Source organism: Mucilaginibacter sp. (genome assembly GCF_025359345.1).
Classification (GTDB): domain Bacteria; phylum Bacteroidota; class Bacteroidia; order Sphingobacteriales; family Sphingobacteriaceae; genus Mucilaginibacter.
Genome location: NZ_JANYGQ010000022.1, coordinates 155,337 through 172,099, shown reverse-complemented (window position 1 = coordinate 172,099; position 16,763 = coordinate 155,337). Strand labels below are relative to the sequence as shown.

The window sequence follows — 16,763 nt, the reverse complement described above, 5'->3', positions numbered from 1 at the left end:
TCACAATAAACTACACATATTATGGCTGGAGATTATTCACGGAAAACGTTTAACCGCGAAAAAAACTATAGCGGTGTGCTTATGCAGCAGGGCCGCGTGCAACTTGATGCCGATTGGAACGAGCAATGGGAGATTCAGCAGGAAATAGCCCGGGTAACAACCCGCGATGTAATAGGCTCATCGGGTGTACCCAAAAAGGGCGGCGGTTTCGCAATAGGGGTTACCGCCGGCGGTAACGACCTTACTATTTCGCCGGGCCGCATTTATGTAGATGGCCTTTTATTCGACCTGCACAAGGCAACCGGCGCCACTTATTTTAACCAGTCTTTTTACCCGGCTCCCGATGGTTCGTTCTTTAACCTCGGCGAAAGCCCGCCCGAAAGCCCGGCAAGCCCGCCGTTCGCCGGCCTTAAAGACGGAGACTACATAGCTTACCTGGATGCCTGGCAGCGCGAGATAAATTTTCACGACGACCCGCACATCCACGAAGTTGCCCTTGGTGAGGCCGATACCACCACCCGCATGCAAAATGTATGGCAGGTGAAATTATTGCAGGTAACACCGCCATCGGCAATAAACCCGGATTGTAAAACGTCGTTTACTGAATGGGACAAGCTAACTGCCAAAGCCACCGGCAAATTGAACGCTAAAACAATTACCGTTCCGGGCCAAAATCCCTGCCAGTTGCCGCCATCATCGGGTTACCGCAGGCTGGAGAACCAGTTGTACCGCGTTGAGGTACAAAAAGGCGGTCCGCTGGCGTCTGCAACATTTAAATGGTCGAGGGACAACGCTACGGTTGAAACATTAATCCAAAATATAGATAATAGCATAATTACCGTAGCAGATCTTGGTAAAGACAAAGAGCTGGGTTTTGGGTTGGGACAATGGGTAGAGATTGTTGACGATGAGTCGACTTTACAAAGCACCCCCAATCCTTTGGTGAATATACAACTGGTTGACCCCGGTGAATTGACGATAACTGTGAATACTTCGGTTGCCCAGTACAGCGGCAAATCGGGCTTGAAATTACGCCGCTGGGACCAGACAACGTCAGCCACCGCAAACGGACTGGACATGTCGGGCGGCGGATGGATTGAACTGGAAGACGGTATCCAGGTAAACTTTAGTGCCGGAACCTACAACGCCGGCGACTACTGGCTGATACCCGCCCGCACAGCTACCGGCGACATCGAGTGGCCGCCATATTCGTCGCCCGGTGCAAGCCCCGAGCCGCAGCACCCGGTAGGCACGCATCACCACTATTGCCGTCTTGCCTTAATCCAGGTGCAAAATGGTACTGTCATTATTAGCGATTGCCGCAAACCATTCCCGGCGCTAACGGAGCTTACCGCCAGCGATATCCAGTTCGACGATACTGTTTGCAATTTGTCCGGCGCAGATAACGTGCAGGAGGCAATCGACTTGCTGTGCGCCGCCAACGAAATTCGCGACCATAATAAGTTTTTGCACGGCTACGGCGTAGTGTGTGGCCTTAAAGTAGTATGCGGCTATAACCGCCAGTTTGTTACCGTTCAGAGTGGTTACGCGCTCGATTGCAGCGGCAACGTTATAAAAGTGAATGGTAGCGTCGGGCTGCCATATGCTGTTGTTCAGAACGCTATCAACAACAATTTGCTCGATAACACGGGCACGGGCGATGTAGCGCTTAGCCTTAGCCTGGTAGCAGGCCAGCCTGTTATATCGGTTGAAAAATATGTAGAGAAAACTATTTGGGAAGAAATACTTGAAGGATCTTTACTGAAGGACTTTTTTGATGATTCGATTGGTAAGGTACTAACGTTTTTGCAAATCCAGATTGGGCCGGTAGACCGTGTTGTGCCAGTGCCCATTGGTCAGCGTCGCTTAAGTGCGGTAATAAACCTTTTGTTTCAGTTTATAAATGCCGATACGGGTACTTTCTCGTTCCTGTCGGGCGTTGAGGGCACGCGCAACCAGCAAAACTGTGCCAATGCCAATAACGACGATATGTTATTATGGTGTTTGTTTAACGATCTGCGGAAATTACTCGGCAGCGATACTTTTTGCGGTGAATTTGATGGTGACGCCGATTTTCCGGATTACAAGATCGATCCCGGCCTGAAAACCATCTATGGCGGGCCATATAATTTCCACGGGCGCATGCAGCTTACTCCGGATGGGAAATTTGCATACACCTCATCGGTTGCAAACAATACTATCAGTAAATACGACCTGAAAGCAGGGGAGCTGGTGAAGTTGCTGGTCTTCCCCGGCGATTCGCATATTGTGCTGGTTGATATTGCCATGTCGCCCGACGGCAAGCAGATGGTGGCTGTTGGAACGCTAAATAAAGACAGCTATTTCGCCACCCTTGATGTTGCCACTGATAAATGGAGTGAAAGCAAGCCGGTTACCAATGCATTATACGGACGCATAGCGTTTGCACCAGTAACTGCCGATGAGGCAAAGAAACTCGGCATAAGCCCGGGCGTGCTCTATGGTTCTGTTGTTGGTACAGGCATTTTCGAAATATCGGGGATTGGGACTTCAAATTTCTCTACAAAGATGATATCTCTTAACCCGTTGAATGCAACAGGCTCCTTTGCCATAAATGTTAATGGCGAAGGGCTCTTATTTGCATTTACGTATGGAAATGTTAATACAACCTTTGATTTTGTTGCAGTACAGCTATTTATTTATTTCCCTACTAAGAATAGTGAAAATGGCCCATCGATTCCTTTTACAGGGACCGAAAATAGCGATGATATTATTTTTTATAGAAACACCTTGTACATAACAGGTACAGGTACCCCTGCGGTGCCCAATATAAGGGTGATGGGGAGTTTAATGACGGAGAACAACGGTGCGTTTACTATCAGTATGTTTCCCGCTGACCCGAATCAGACCATTCCTCAGCCAAGTGACACGATGCGCCTAGCCGGTTTTAACGACCAAATGCTGGTATTGTACAGCGATAACAGTTGGATGCCGAGAGTGCCACTTGACAGTCTTAGGAACGGCGGTGATATTAAGTTTGACAAAGCAAGTATCCCGGTTCAGATATTCCCGAGCGTTGTGGCTGTAAGTGCCGATAACAGCAGGGGATACGTTTTAAATTCAATAGGTAATACAATTACTTTGATTGATTTTGAAAAGGTTTACAGCCTTTCCAATCCGCCTGACTTCACCAATTATCCGCCTGCGGATATTGCGAATTATAAAAAAGGCATGGATGAAGCGTACACGCAGATATTTACCCATTTGCTTGAATTCCTGAAGGATGCCTTCTGCGACCAATTCCTGATTGATTGCCCAACATGCGGCCCTGATGATAAAGTTTACCTGGGCGTGGTGCATATTGATACAAACAAGGTATTCAAGATATGCAATTTCCGCAAGCGCAAGTATGTAAAAACCTTCCGTACGGTAGGGCATTGGCTTTCGACCGTGCCAATATTACCGGCCATGAAGGAAGCGCTTACCCAATTTTGTTGTATGACTATCAAAAATAAAATTTGACCTGATTATTGATTTAAATTTAAACAATAGAAAAGATGGATACTAACATAAGCAATATAACAGTAACCGGGCAGGTGGTTGATAGCGTAGAAAAAACCGGGATGGCAGGCCTTTTAGTTACTGCCCTGGAAAACGCTGCAAACGGCGCAACTATAATCGCGGGCGATGTATTGGACCAGGGTATACTTGGGACAGCTAAAACCGATGAAAATGGCAGGTTCAATATGGCGCTGACCGACCCTAACCTGGCCCGTGGCCTAACGCCTGATCTTTTTTTTAATGTGTATGATGTGGATGGTAAAACACTGCTAACCAGTACTGCTGATTACGTGGTATGGAATGGCAGCACACAGGAGGATGTTACCATTAAAATACGCCGTGAAGCCGTACAGCCAATAGGAAAAGACCGCGTGAATACTTTACAAATGAGGAAAGCAGCCGTGTTTTTAACACAATCGGACTTTACGGGGGTATTGACCCAGGTAAAAAGCCAGGCGGGTACCTCTTTTGGCGTTTTGGGTGACTCAGTTATGAGTGCGATATCAAAAATCAACCTTACTCCATTGAAGGTATCGGTACCGGCCAACAGCGTGGTTAATACGAATGTGGCGGCAGCCGGGCAAACTCTTACCGATCAGAATATTCCGTACCAGGTTGTAGATTACAATCCTGGTTTGAATAAAGACTTATTGCAATCGGTAAGTGGCATTAAACCTGTGCTGGGTCCGGGAGAATCTGTTAAACTTTACCAGGAAAATGGTGTGGTAAAATATTATTCAGTGGTAACTGATACCACTGCAACGCCACCCGCTTCAGCTGCTTCTGCGGCACCTCCGGCCTCATCCGCAACTATAGACCATTCTGCCGACATAGCGAAGCTGCAGGAACAACTAACCACTACCCAAAACGATGCAGCCGCGAAGGACAAGCATATTGCCGACCTGACCGCACAGCTCGAGGCTGTACGCAAAGAGCAGGCGTCAATTAAAGAAATGTTTAATGCCAAATTCAACAAGTAACCCTGGAAACAAAATTACCACTTGTATCCTGCATAATGCCTACCTACAACCGGAGGGAATTTCTACCTCATGCAATCCGGTATTTCCTGAGGCAGGCCTATCAACCTAAAGAACTAATTATTATTGACGACGGGGAAAGCCCCGTTGACGACCTTATACCCGAAGCGGAGAATATCCGCTATATCCGGTTACACAGTAAAATTACCCTGGGCGCCAAGCTTAACATGGCTTGTGAACTTGCCCGTGGTGAAATTATTGCCAACTGGGACGATGACGACTGGTATGCCGATCGCCGCCTGGAGTACCAGGTGGAAGCCTTGCAAAACCCCAAAATACAGGTTTGCGGTATTAACCGATTGTTGTATTACGATGTGCGCCTTAGCCGCGCCCACGAGTATATTTACCCTGACGACCAGCGTGTTTGGCTGATTGGCAGTTCGTTGTGTTATAAGAAGAAATTCTGGCTGTTGCACCGGTTTGCCGATATCAACGTGGGCATGGATGGTCTTTTTGTTTGGAGCACAACACCCGATAAAGTTTGTGTGTTGCCCGATTCATCCATTGCGGTACATATGATTCACGACCGCAACGTTAGCCCTAAAAAAACGGAAGGCGCGTGGTGGCACCCATACCAGGTAGATAAAATACGCGAAACCCTGTGCGATGATTGGGAATATTATCAAAACGGTAACCTTTACCTTCCACAAAAACCTTTTTGGTATTTGGCTGAACAGCCAAAGCGGGCCCATGCGGTGAAGCCGTTAAAAAATATTTATGCCTGCCTGGTCCATGAAGAGATTGAATGTGTAATTGATCTTGTAAAAAACCTTCGTTATCATGATCCGGTTTCACCGATAATATTATATAACGGCGGAACAAACTATAGTTTGCTTAAAAGCGATTTTCTGTTTGAGAAATTTGGCGCGGTTATTTATCCAAATGCCGTTCCGCTTAAGTGGGGTTACCTGCACAACTTCGCCCTTAAATGCATGGAGTTTGCACTGGCAAATTTTGAGTTTGACACCTTTACAATAGTCGACTCTGATCAGCTGGCAGTGCGAGGCGGCTATGCTTCGTTTTTAGCAAAATCGTTGGCATCATCTACAAGCATCGGCATGCTGTCGAGTAATAGCGAACGGGTTTTGGCCGACAATACTGTGAACCGCGTTGCTATACAGGCCTATAACGAGTATGAACTATGGAAGCCTTTAATAAATAGTTTCCAGGACGGGGAAAGCAAATTTGTACACTGGACTTTTTGGCCATCGTCGGTTTTTATGGCGGATGCCGTACGCGATTTAACATGGCAGTTTAAAGAAAATGAGCTTTTGCAGCACATAATGGGCCGTACGAAAATATGGGCAACCGAAGAGGTTATTTTACCCACCATGGTTAGTATGCTGGGGTACGAAGTGATAAACAACCCCTGTAGCTATGATTTTGTGCGTTTTAAAACACCGGTAACAACTGAGGATATCAAAATCGCGCAGCAAAAAAATGATATCTACTGGGTACACCCGGTTGAACGCAAATACAATAACCAAATCCGCACTTTACTAAGGGAACAGGGCCAAAGCTATACAGCTGGAAACGGTGACATTTATGTTGCACACAACATGGTACCTAAGTCACAACCCCCGGAAGCGTTTATCAGCAAAATTCGAAAAATAGAGGGCTGGTTGAGCGATGCGGAGGCCAATATGCTGATGGGGATTGCCCTTAAAGCCTGTAAAGAGAGCGAAAGCACAAATCATATTGTTGAAATAGGCAGCTATCATGGCAAGGCAACGGTGCTTTTGGCCAGCGTGGTTAAAACATTCAATTTAAATGCAAAGGTAAATGCCATTGATACCCACGACGGTAAACTGGGAGCAGAAGATGCCGGCCTAAACATTTTCCCGCCATCACTATCGATGTTTAAAAATAATATTGAAAACGCCAGGGTATCTGATACGGTAAATGTCATTGTAGATAAATCGTACAACGTAGAATGGGAGCAGCCGGTAACATTTTTGCTGATAGACGGCTTACACGACTATAAGAATGTCTCCATGGATTTCGGCCACTTCTCGCAGTGGGTAGTCCCCGGCGGGTATGTGGCTTTTCACGACTATGCCGACTACTTTCCCGGCGTTAAAAAGTTTGTTGGCGAACTGCTGGCAACCGGAACGTACAGTAAAATCAATACGGTTGACAGCCTGGTGATTTTACAAAAAAATATACTTGAAAAACAATCTGCGTGATTTTGTACGGTTCCGAACATTTTGGAACAAAACAAGAGGCGTAGCCTCGGCTAATATTGTAGCCACGGGTTTTAACCCGTGGAAAATAAAACAAAACCGAATAGAGAACCGTAGGTTCGGTGCATATGTTTAATGCTCGAATTTTTGAACGAATCGTTAACCCATGTTTTTCCCAAATATGGGCCGTGCCAATGGCACTCCTATTTTGGTTCGTTGCCCTACCCCGGATTGAAATCCGGGGCTACAATAAGGGTCGTGCCGACGGCGCTTGAAACAAATGAATAATAATTTCTTGCAATAAGGCGCGCACATTCTACGAAAGCGCTATACAATTATTTTTATGAACAAAACACAGTTAATTAACCAGCTTTTAAGCCTGCGCAAGGGCCGCAAATACCTGGAAATTGGCTTTAAAGAGCGGCACTTTCATTTTGATAAAATTTGCTGCGATTATAAGGTAGGCGTGGGGCCTTATCCCGGCGCAACTTTCCATGGTAGTCCTGATAATTTCTTTCACCGTAACAACGAGAAATTTGATATCATTTTTATCGATGGCGACCACGAGGAGGAGCAGGTGCTTAAAGAAATAAATAATGCACTGGCCTGCGTTTCACCGGGCGGGGTAATTGTTATTCACGATTGCGACCCGCCCGATGCCTGGCACCAGCGCGAGGCGACTGAATTTAGCGAAGGTGAGAACTGGAATGGTACGGTTTGGAAAGCTGCGCTTCGGTTTTTTAATACCCTTGAATATAAATGCACCCTGGTCGACATGGACTGGGGCTGCGCCATTATAGATACCTCGCAAAAGCAACACCCAAAATCACTGCAACTGCCGGAAAAACTGACTTATGAAGACCATTTCCCGCTGCTGCAGGCCTACAAGGTATCTGTTGCTCAATACATGCGGGCTTTTGTAAAAGTGTTTTTTCACGTGGCTTGCATGCATAACTGGAAACAGGTGTTCACTGAAGCAATGCAGCAGTTGCGATCGAACGGCTTTAACGATATTAACCTCACATTATTGGGCAACGATGATGACTTGCTATGGGTATACTTTAAAGCCGGTGAGCTTGACATGGATATAAATGTTATTTTCCATGATACTGAATTCACCAATTTTGAGAGGCCCGCTATGCTGGCCATTGAGGATTTTGCCCGTAAAAACGAGGGCTTTGTATTGTACCTGCACAGCAAAGGAGTGAGCAATCCGGGCGATTCCACTAAGGCTAAATGGCGCCGCCTGATGATGCGCGAATTGGTTGACAACTGGGAAATATGCGTGGCGCAATTGCCTGAATACGATATCATCGGTGTTAACTGGCGCGAGATGCAGCCCGTGCCGCACTTTTGCGGCAATTTTTGGTATGCTTCAACCCGGCACATCAGAAAACTTGCTGACTTCAGGCAGTATTATGACAACCCGCGCTTCCAGCTATGGGATGCTTTTAATAACAAACGACTGGGCTGCGAATTCTGGATAGGCTCGTATCGGGATCAGCCAAAAGTGCTCTCGCTGTATTGTAAAAATGTAGATTTCTGCAACCATGCTTACTGGAATAATCAAAATTAGAGAGTCATAATAACCCTGATTTTTAAATGAAGGATACGCCCATCATCCTAAATAATTTTAACCGCCTCACCTCAACCCACAATATGTACGGGTTTTTAAAACAGCGGGAATTTAACAATGTGGTTATATTGGATAATAATTCAACCTATCCGTCACTTTTGGATTGGTACAACACTTTGCCGGTTAACGATGTGGTAAGGTTTAAAGATAACTACGGTGCCGGATGTTTATTTGACAGCGGGTTTTTGAATAGTATCGATAGCGAATACATCGTCTATTCAGATTCTGACCTGGAGCTAAACCCGTTGATGCCAGATAACTTTTTGGAGGTGATGAAATCGACGCTGTTAAAATACGACGAAAAAAAGATTGGTCTTGCTTTAAGGATTGACGATGTGCCGGAGGAGTGTTATAAAAACTGTTTTACCGGCTCCATCAACTGGGAAAAACAATTCTGGATAAACCAGCTGGAAAAAGACGTTTATAAAGCGATGGTAGACACCACTTTTTGCCTGATGCGTAAACCCGAACATCCTGATTTTAATGCGCTACGTATAGCCGGCGACTTTACGGCAAGGCACCTGCCCTGGTACCTGCTCTATAGCGATCTGAATGAAGAAGAGTTGTATTTTATTGAGCACGCCAATACCCAGTCGAATTTCAGGAATGGATATTTTGAGTGGCTAAATGAACAGGATAAGCAAACGGTTTAAATTTGATACAGCATAACATGGAGCCTAAATATTTCATAGCAATTTATACCAACGAGGTGAAGGATTACTGTGATGACGTATTTTTTAGTAATTTATTTGAAGTATCCGCGGGGCAGCCTGTGTTTGTGGTAGACAATACTATTGGCGATAGCTATTTTAACAAGCTGCAAACCAGTTTTAAGGAACGGGGCTATTACAACTTCCGCGTTTATCACCTTGAAGTTTCGGAGGAACCGAAAGTGAGCCAGTTTCAGCGCAATGTATGCGACTCGGTTAATTTCCTTCGCGACATTTACCTTTCCCAAACCACCCTGCCTTATTTTTTGATCATCGAAACGGATGTTTGCTCGCCAGCCGATTTGTTGAGCAGATTTGAAAACGGAATATCGAGGCTCGATGCGCAAAACCCAAATTGGGGGATAGTTGGCGGGTTATATTATCACGGCTTCCATAATTATGATTTTGACAGCACCGTTACCAGCCTGGAGCCAACCGGTCATTGCTTGTCTGGCTGTAGCGTGTACAAGAGGGTACTGATTGAAAAGTTCCCTTTCAGGTACGATCCGCAAAATCTTGGACACTTCCCCGATGCGTTTATGAGCTTTGATGCTGGCAGCGCTTTCAGCCTGTGGAACGAGCATCAGATAAAATGCGACCACTTGCATAACCCGGTGAATGGGTTGCGGGTAAAATAGTCCCCTTAAACTAATCCGACTCCGGATTTTATGAAAATCAGTTTAATTCATCCCAGCCGCAATCGTGCGCAACAGGCCTGTGAAACCGCGTTGCTTTGGATTGACAGTGCCGATAACGAGGTTGAATACATCCTGTCGTTGGATGATGATGACGAAAGCAGGATAAGCTACCTCGAACTGTTTCCGCAACAGGTTATGTTTTCTTCAAATGCCAACCGTTCGGCTATCGACGCCATAAACAACGCCGCCAAAATAGCAACGGGCGATTTGCTTATCGTTATCTCTGACGATTTTTATCCTTTTGCCCATTGGGATACGCTGTTGCTTGCGGAAGTAGCAGGAAAAGCCGATTTTTTACTGAAGACCCAGGACGGCATACAACCCGAACTAATTACCCTGCCAATAATGGACAGGGCTTATTACAACCGTTTCGGCTACATCTATCACCCCGATTATTTACATATGTTTTGCGATAACGAACTAACTGCCGTTGGGCATATGTTAGGCCGGGTTATAATATCAGCATTGCTATTTGAGCACAAACATTACAGCGTTGGCAAGGCCGACAGGGACGCGCTTTATACCAGGAACGAGAACACCTGGGACCAGGGCCTAAACCTGTTTAGCGAACGGCAGAAAATCAATTTCGGGTTAAATATTGCATCGTGAAATACAGGTAAAGAATATGGGCTACTCGCAAAACAACGAAGATGAGTTTGTTTTAAATTATTTCGGTGGTTTTAAAGGCACGCTGCTTGAAATTGGCGCCAATAATGGCACCGACCTGAGTAACTCGAAGCTGTTGATTGAAAACGGCTGGCATGCACACCTGGTAGAGCCCGGAAGCACATGCGCCGATTTGTTTTTACGCCATAGCTTAAACCCCAATGTTCATATCTACAACTATGGTATTGGCGACCGCGATGAAAAAGTAAAGTTTTGGGAAAGCGGCAATCATGTTTCGAATGGGAACGACAAAGGCCTTGTTTCAACCGCCGATTTTGAAGAGACCAAACGCTGGCCCCATGTAGAGTTTACCGAATGCGAAATTGAACTGGTAAATGGGACACATTTTACAACGAATCAAGGTCGATGTTTCATTTTATTTCGATAGACGCCGAGGGCAATGACTGGACCATACTTAAACAAATTGACTTAAGGGCGGTTGGCTGCCGGGTTTTATGTATTGAATACAACAGCAGTCTTGAATTGCTCTGGCGGTTTAAAAAGTATTGCAAAGGCTACCACTTAGCTGTGCAAAATACGGAGAATTTAATATTTGTAAACCCGCGTCTTTAAGCTAAGCTTTTGCACCACTTCTATCGCAAGCGATAAAGTGGATACTACATTTTTTCTTCGACATACTAATATTGATTTGTTGATCGCCATAAAAACAATATTGTATTTTGACCACAACTTTTTTTGAAAGATCACCGCTAAAATGAGTTTAACCGCAACAGCAAAGTTAACGTCGAAGGCCACTGCAGAGGGGCAAGCGAAAAGAACTGCGCTGCGTGTTGAAAGCAAACCGCCTGCTAAGCAAACCGCCGATACGGAGGAAGCAACCGCTGAAAGGACACGGGAGTCATCGCCATATACCCACAATTTTGGTATTGTGCCGTTGTACCCGGGCCGGCAGTCTGTTGTTCAACCTAAGCTTACCGTAAATAAACCCGGCGATAAATACGAGCAGGAAGCCGACAGCATGGCCGATAAGGTAATGCGCATGGCCGAGCCATCGGCCGGCGAAGTTTTAACCGGCAATATCAGCGATGTAGTACAGCGTAAATGCGATGCATGTGAGGATGAGGATAAGGACAAAACGCCGGTGATGCGTAAGGAGGATGCCGCTGTTGATGATTCGGATGAACAGGCGGTAATGCGCAAAGAAGAAAGCGCCGCAGACACTGATGAAGAGGGCGGCAGCGAAAACGGTGAAGTAATGCGCAAGGAAGAAGACTCCGCAGATACTGATGAAGATGACGGTGGTGAAAACGGCGAAGTAATGCGCAAGGAAGAAGACTCCGCAGATACTAATGAGGATGACGGAGATGACGACGGCGAAGTAATGCGTAAGGAGGAGGACTCCGCAGATACCGACGAAGACGATGGGGGCGACGATGACGTTATGCGCAAGGAGGAAGACCCTAATACCAATGCAAAAAACGATGAGGGCGACGAAGAACAGGTTATGCGGGAGACAGGCAAATCCGCCGCCGAACCGCAGGCCGCAGGCTCCTGGCAGTCATCTTTAAACAGCTCTAAATCGGGTGGTGCGCCTTTGCCGGTTGGTACAAAAAGGTTTATGGAAAGTGCTTTCCAAACCGATTTCTCGTCGGTACGGGTGCATACCGACAGCCGGGCCGCCGAAATGAGCAAAGGCATACAAGCCAGGGCATTTACCCATGGCAGCGATATCTATTTTAACACCGGGCAGTTTACACCGGAAAATGCCGAAGGTAAACGCCTGCTGGCGCACGAGCTGACACATGTACTGCAACAGCAAAATGGTGTTGCTCCAAGCCTGTTGCAGCGCAAAATGTCGAATGGCGGTGTCGGCGGCGGAGCCGCAGTACAGGTTGCCCCGGCAATGGCAACACCTGCTGTGGCCGCTCCGACAGCGGCCCCCGGTGGTGCGGGCGCTGTGAGCGCTCCGCCATCGGCAAAACAAAGCCCCGGTGCAACACCAGGTGGTGGCGCTGCAAAAGGCGCACCCGGCGGTGAAAAGGGCAAGGAAGTAAAGCCGGTTGAAAAAGATAAAGACAAGCGGGCTGAAACGCCAAAGGCTGACACATCAAGCACAACAGCCTACCTGGCATCATTACAGCACCAGCAGCCAACGGACTTCATTAGCTCGATGAAAAGTGCCGATGCCGATGTAAACCAGATACACGGTAAAGAGAAGGACGACCTGCAAAAAGATATGCCCGTTATTGACCAACCGACCGGCCTGCCTACGCTCGAAAAGACCATCGCCACCCGTGCAGCCATGGAACAAGCTGCGGCAAAAAAAGCTGCTGCTGCAGCGAAAAAAGCTGGTGGTGAAAAGCCTAAAGCCGACACGCCGGAAATTAAAATACCCCAAAAACCGATTGTAAAAACCCCTCCGGCTTTGGCACAGCCCCAGGTTGACGACAGGGGTGTTTTTGAAAAGGCGTTGAGCAATTCGATTGCATCGCTGCCCACTACTGATGACAGTATAAGCACTTCGCTGGGGCCAAGACGCAAACCCGACCTTACCAATGATGCGGACCCCAATGAAATTAACAAGGAAAGCGCCGAGCAGGAAGCCCTTGTAACGCAACAGCAAACAAATGCCGATGCCCTTACCAAACAGGATTTCGGCGAAAACAACATCTACCCCGACCTTAAACCCGGAAAGCTTAAGCCCGGAAATAAGTTAACGCCGCCAGCCCGGGTTAGTGGCGAGGCTGTTAACCCACCGGAGGTATCGGCCGAAGTTGCTGCAGCATTTAATACCGGCGCCCTATCAAAAATGCAGGTTGAAACCGCTGCCCAGGTACAAAAAAATGACGAGGCAGCTGCCAAAATGCAGGATGACAAGGACAAGGAGAAAAAGGACAAGATGCGGCAAATTGACGAGCAAACAGAACTCGCAAAACGAAATCAACAAAAGGAGCAGGCAAAGGCAAAAAAAGAAGTAAGTACGCAACGTGAGACCTGGACGGCTGAAAATGAAAAAATAACAAAAGACTACAATGATTCTGTAAAGCAGGAAAGTGATTCGAAGAGTGGTGAAATAGATACTAAAGTAAAAAAGACAAACGATGACATAGAAGCTGAATATAAAAAGAACGAGGATGATTTAGCTGATCAAAAAGCTAAAGCTGATGAAAAAGCGGCGGCTAAAAAGAAGGAAGCGGAAGAAAAACAGGAAAGCGGCGGCTTCTTTAGCGCCGTCGGCGACTTTTTAAGCGATGTTTGGGATAGTATCAAAGATGCAGTCAACTTTATATTCGATGAGCTGCGCAAGGCCGTAAAGTTTATAATAGAAAAAGTTAAGGCGGCGGTAGATATTCTAATCGATGCCATACGCGATATAGTAGTAGGCCTGATAAAAGCATTTGGTGAAATGCTGAAAACATTTGTAAATATTGCCTTCGCAGCCTTCCCGGACCTTGCCAAGAAAATCAACGGCTATATTGACGACGCTGTTGACTACAGCGTTGACGCTGTAAATAAATGGGCCGATGATTTAAAAAAGGCGGTGAACGCGCTGCTGGATGCACTTGGTGCCGCGCTCGATTTTATTTTATCGCTTTACCAGAAGGCGTTCAATTTACTAATAGATGCCCTAAAGTTTTTAACCGTCGGGCTGATGAAGATTCTGCAGGGGCTTGCCAACCTGGTGACCTCCGCAAGCCAGGCGCCTGATCATTTCTGGTCGCAGGTATCGGTTGAGGTGATCGGCCAGGACATTACCAACCCGCTGCCAAACGAGATAGGCTACGATAAGAGCAAGGACGAAACCCAGATCGGTAATGGTTTTGAAACCCTGGAATACGGCAAAAAGGCGCTGGGAATAGAAGATAAGAAAGAGCCGGGACCCGAACAAGAGGCATTAACCGCCGACGATGTAGTGAACAACGAAGTAGTTGAAAACCTGCAACTCGACCCGGCGCTTGCCGAACAGTTGCAATCCAAAGGTGACGGTGAAACCGAATTTGGCGGAACACCAGGAAATGAAACGGCCCTTGACGATGCCCGCGCCGACGCGTCGCAGGCAGACGCCGCTAAGGCCGAAGCGATGAAGGGCGCCGATAGCGGAACCATAGATGCCGCTAAAGGCGCAGCTGAGCAGGTAGTGGATAACGCAGGCAAGGTAGGGCCATTTAAAAACGCATGGGAGCGTGGTCAATATGTGCTGGGGCAGATAAAAACTGCCATATCAACATGGTGGGGTAAAAATAGCGGTAAGGTAATAGCAGGGCTTATTGCAGGCTTGCTTGCGGGTATAGTGCTCGAAGTGGTAACCGGCGGTGCTGTTACCGCGGCGATACCGGTGATAATGGAGCTTTTGGCCACCCTGTTTGCCGCACAGGATATCGCGGACGGCATAGTATTCCTGGGTACGTATGTAGTATCGGCATGGCAGGGGCAAATTGCGAAGGGTGCAATGGCACTCGCCCGTACCTTCGTGAAACTGATAATGGCCTTTATTTTCGACCTGATTGGCGGCGGCGAAATGATAAAAGGCATAAAAGGGGGCATCAAAGCAGCCGAAGAGGGTGGCGCGAAAGGCTTGATGCAGTTTGGAAAATCGGCAGCCAGGAACCTGGCCGCAAAAGAGCTTAAAAACGTAGCCAAACTTGGCACAATTGCCAAAGATGGCGCCAAAGCCGCTATGGAGAACGGGCGACTGGTGCTGAGCGGTCTTAAAACCGGCCTGAAAGACGGCGCCAAATCGTTAGAGGAACTGTCGGCCGGTCTATTGAAGAAATTCAGGTTTAAGAAGTTTAAGATCGAGCTGAAGAAATTCAGGTTCTATTTGTATGGCGAGGTTAACCCCTGGGTGCTACTGGCAACCGGCGACATTGTTGAAGTAAAAAATAAAGCAGGTGGTATTGTTGGCAAGGAAGGAAAATTTATGTCAAAAGAAGGCAAGGAGGTTGAGGGGATCCTTGTCGGCATTGGTGGAAAGACAGCTGATGGGGTGAAAATGGCCAAAAGGCTGGAAAAATTAACAAAAGAACAGGCTGCCGACTTGTTCGCAAAAGTGCATAGTCTTTACGAAGCGAGAGCTGAAGCGCGGCTTGCCGCCGGCAAAACCCTTACTGCGGCTGAACTTAAAGCCGAAGAACGGGCGATTCAAAAGGAGGCGAGAAAGATCATCCAGGAAAGGATGGCGTTCGACCCGGTGGAGTTTGCAAAAGAATTTGGCCAGGCGGCCGCCGATGCAAAAGGGGGCAGGGACAAACTCGGGCGCAGTTTGAAAGAAGCCAGCCCCGGCAAGGGCTTTGAGGCGCATCACATCATACCGGTTGAGGTTATTGGGCAAGACGATTTGCTGAAAAAAGCCCTGGAAGGAGGCTTTGAGTTTAACGGCGATGTTAATGGTAAATGGGTGTCGCGTTTTAGCAGCAGGACGGAAGAAGGGTTAAAGGGAGTACATGCCAGCCATCCAAACTACACTAAAGAGGTGAAAAAATTGATACAGGAAACCCTAGCCGAATCGCGGACAACTGTTGCTGCTATGTCAAAAGAAGAAGCCGCGCAAATGATGAGAGACATTGCCGCGAGAATTAAACAAACTATAAAGGACAACCCACTTGAAAAGCTTGATAATTTGAAGTTTACAAAGCCCAAAATTGTAAAACCATGAAAGAAGTACTAATTTATGAATTAATGTATTCGGTTGACAAAGTTATAACCGGCTCTTCAGATAATCAAATAATTGGTTTTATCGATCCGGAAAATAACTCAAGAGAACGCACTTCCAGGTACCAGGAAATATATTATGATTTTATTGAAGATAATTTTGATATGAAGAAATTTTCCGGAGATAAAAAGGCAAAACCAACTGATATTTTGAGTTCCAATTTTTTAGACATGAATGGTTTGTTTGTAAGCTCGGCATTTGCTAAATTATTGGAAGGCTTTTCGATGTGCTGTTATAAATACATGGATGTTTATATTAAACATTTAAGCGAAAAAAAAGACTATCGGTTCCTTAATTTAACAATGTGCCCTGCCATAAATTTCGAAGAATCATCATTTTTCTTTGAAGACAGACTTAAAGAAGAACAACTAGAGGAAATAAAATTATCGTCGATGCAAGATTTTACAGATAATATCAGGAAACTACGCGCTGCTAAAGGATATAATTTTACTATAAGCCCGCAAAAATTGGTGCTGAACAAAGTGTATGATTTATTCAAATATGAAATATCGGGGAAAATCCTGATATCTGAAGAACTAAAGAATGCAATCGAGAGCTCCGATTTGACAGGATACTCGATAAGGCCTTTTCTCTATGTCTTTCACTAAAAACTGCCGCG

The 16,763-nt window shown here is 46.5% G+C and carries 10 protein-coding genes; all 10 read left to right on the top strand.

What is annotated here, in order from left to right:
* Positions 1-21: 21 nt before the first annotated feature.
* The 10 genes from Q0R52_RS13875 (at position 22) to Q0R52_RS13830 (ending at position 16,752) form a co-directional block, all read left to right on the top strand.
* The gene (locus tag Q0R52_RS13875) at positions 22-3,501 is read left to right on the top strand and encodes a DUF6519 domain-containing protein (RefSeq protein ID WP_295795272.1); all 3,480 of its coding nucleotides are present in this window, start codon (positions 22-24) and stop codon (positions 3,499-3,501) included.
* A gap of 35 nt (positions 3,502-3,536) precedes the next feature.
* Positions 3,537-4,520 carry a hypothetical protein gene (locus tag Q0R52_RS13870; RefSeq protein WP_295795270.1) on the top strand — a complete coding sequence of 328 codons (984 nt, stop codon included), beginning with the start codon at positions 3,537-3,539 and terminating at the stop codon, positions 4,518-4,520.
* Between the two features lie 35 nt (positions 4,521-4,555).
* Positions 4,556-6,763: a glycosyltransferase gene (locus tag Q0R52_RS13865; protein WP_295795268.1), complete on the top strand. Its 2,208-nt coding sequence runs from the start codon at positions 4,556-4,558 to the stop codon at positions 6,761-6,763.
* A 340-nt stretch (positions 6,764-7,103) separates the two neighbouring features.
* Positions 7,104-8,336: a class I SAM-dependent methyltransferase gene (locus tag Q0R52_RS13860; RefSeq protein ID WP_295795267.1), complete on the top strand. Its 1,233-nt coding sequence runs from the start codon at positions 7,104-7,106 to the stop codon at positions 8,334-8,336.
* Between the two features lie 26 nt (positions 8,337-8,362).
* Complete coding sequence (locus Q0R52_RS13855; protein ID WP_295795266.1) at positions 8,363-9,049, top strand: glycosyltransferase family A protein; 687 nt, start codon at positions 8,363-8,365, stop codon at positions 9,047-9,049.
* 17 nt (positions 9,050-9,066) lie between these two features.
* Positions 9,067-9,744, top strand: a complete 678-nt coding sequence (locus tag Q0R52_RS13850; RefSeq protein WP_295795265.1) for a hypothetical protein — start codon at positions 9,067-9,069, stop codon at positions 9,742-9,744.
* Between the two features lie 30 nt (positions 9,745-9,774).
* Entirely contained in the window at positions 9,775-10,413 is a 639-nt protein-coding gene (locus tag Q0R52_RS13845) for a glycosyltransferase family A protein (protein WP_295795264.1), read from the top strand.
* Positions 10,403-10,858, top strand: coding sequence for an FkbM family methyltransferase (locus tag Q0R52_RS13840; RefSeq protein WP_295795263.1), 456 nt, complete (start codon positions 10,403-10,405; stop codon positions 10,856-10,858). Before Q0R52_RS13845 ends, Q0R52_RS13840 begins: the two co-directional genes overlap by 11 nt.
* Positions 10,859-11,185: 327 nt before the next feature.
* Positions 11,186-16,087: a DUF4157 domain-containing protein gene (locus Q0R52_RS13835; RefSeq protein ID WP_295795262.1), complete on the top strand. Its 4,902-nt coding sequence runs from the start codon at positions 11,186-11,188 to the stop codon at positions 16,085-16,087.
* Positions 16,084-16,752, top strand: a complete 669-nt coding sequence (locus Q0R52_RS13830; protein ID WP_295795261.1) for a hypothetical protein — start codon at positions 16,084-16,086, stop codon at positions 16,750-16,752. The genes Q0R52_RS13835 and Q0R52_RS13830 overlap by 4 nt, the downstream gene beginning before the upstream one ends.
* Positions 16,753-16,763 lie beyond the last annotated feature (11 nt).

Excerpts from the sequence above, each read along its gene's own strand:
- Q0R52_RS13860 (WP_295795267.1), top strand. The coding sequence starts at position 7,104 with ATGAACAAAACACAGTTAATTAACCAGCTTTTAAGCCTGCGCAAGGGC.
- Q0R52_RS13855 (WP_295795266.1), top strand. The coding sequence starts at position 8,363 with ATGAAGGATACGCCCATCATCCTAAATAATTTTAACCGCCTCACCTCA.
- Q0R52_RS13865 (WP_295795268.1), top strand. The coding sequence starts at position 4,556 with ATGCCTACCTACAACCGGAGGGAATTTCTACCTCATGCAATCCGGTAT.
- Q0R52_RS13870 (WP_295795270.1), top strand. The coding sequence starts at position 3,537 with ATGGATACTAACATAAGCAATATAACAGTAACCGGGCAGGTGGTTGAT.
- Q0R52_RS13835 (WP_295795262.1), top strand. The coding sequence starts at position 11,186 with ATGAGTTTAACCGCAACAGCAAAGTTAACGTCGAAGGCCACTGCAGAG.
- Q0R52_RS13845 (WP_295795264.1), top strand. The coding sequence starts at position 9,775 with ATGAAAATCAGTTTAATTCATCCCAGCCGCAATCGTGCGCAACAGGCC.
- Q0R52_RS13850 (WP_295795265.1), top strand. The coding sequence starts at position 9,067 with ATGGAGCCTAAATATTTCATAGCAATTTATACCAACGAGGTGAAGGAT.
- Q0R52_RS13830 (WP_295795261.1), top strand. The coding sequence starts at position 16,084 with ATGAAAGAAGTACTAATTTATGAATTAATGTATTCGGTTGACAAAGTT.
- Q0R52_RS13875 (WP_295795272.1), top strand. The coding sequence starts at position 22 with ATGGCTGGAGATTATTCACGGAAAACGTTTAACCGCGAAAAAAACTAT.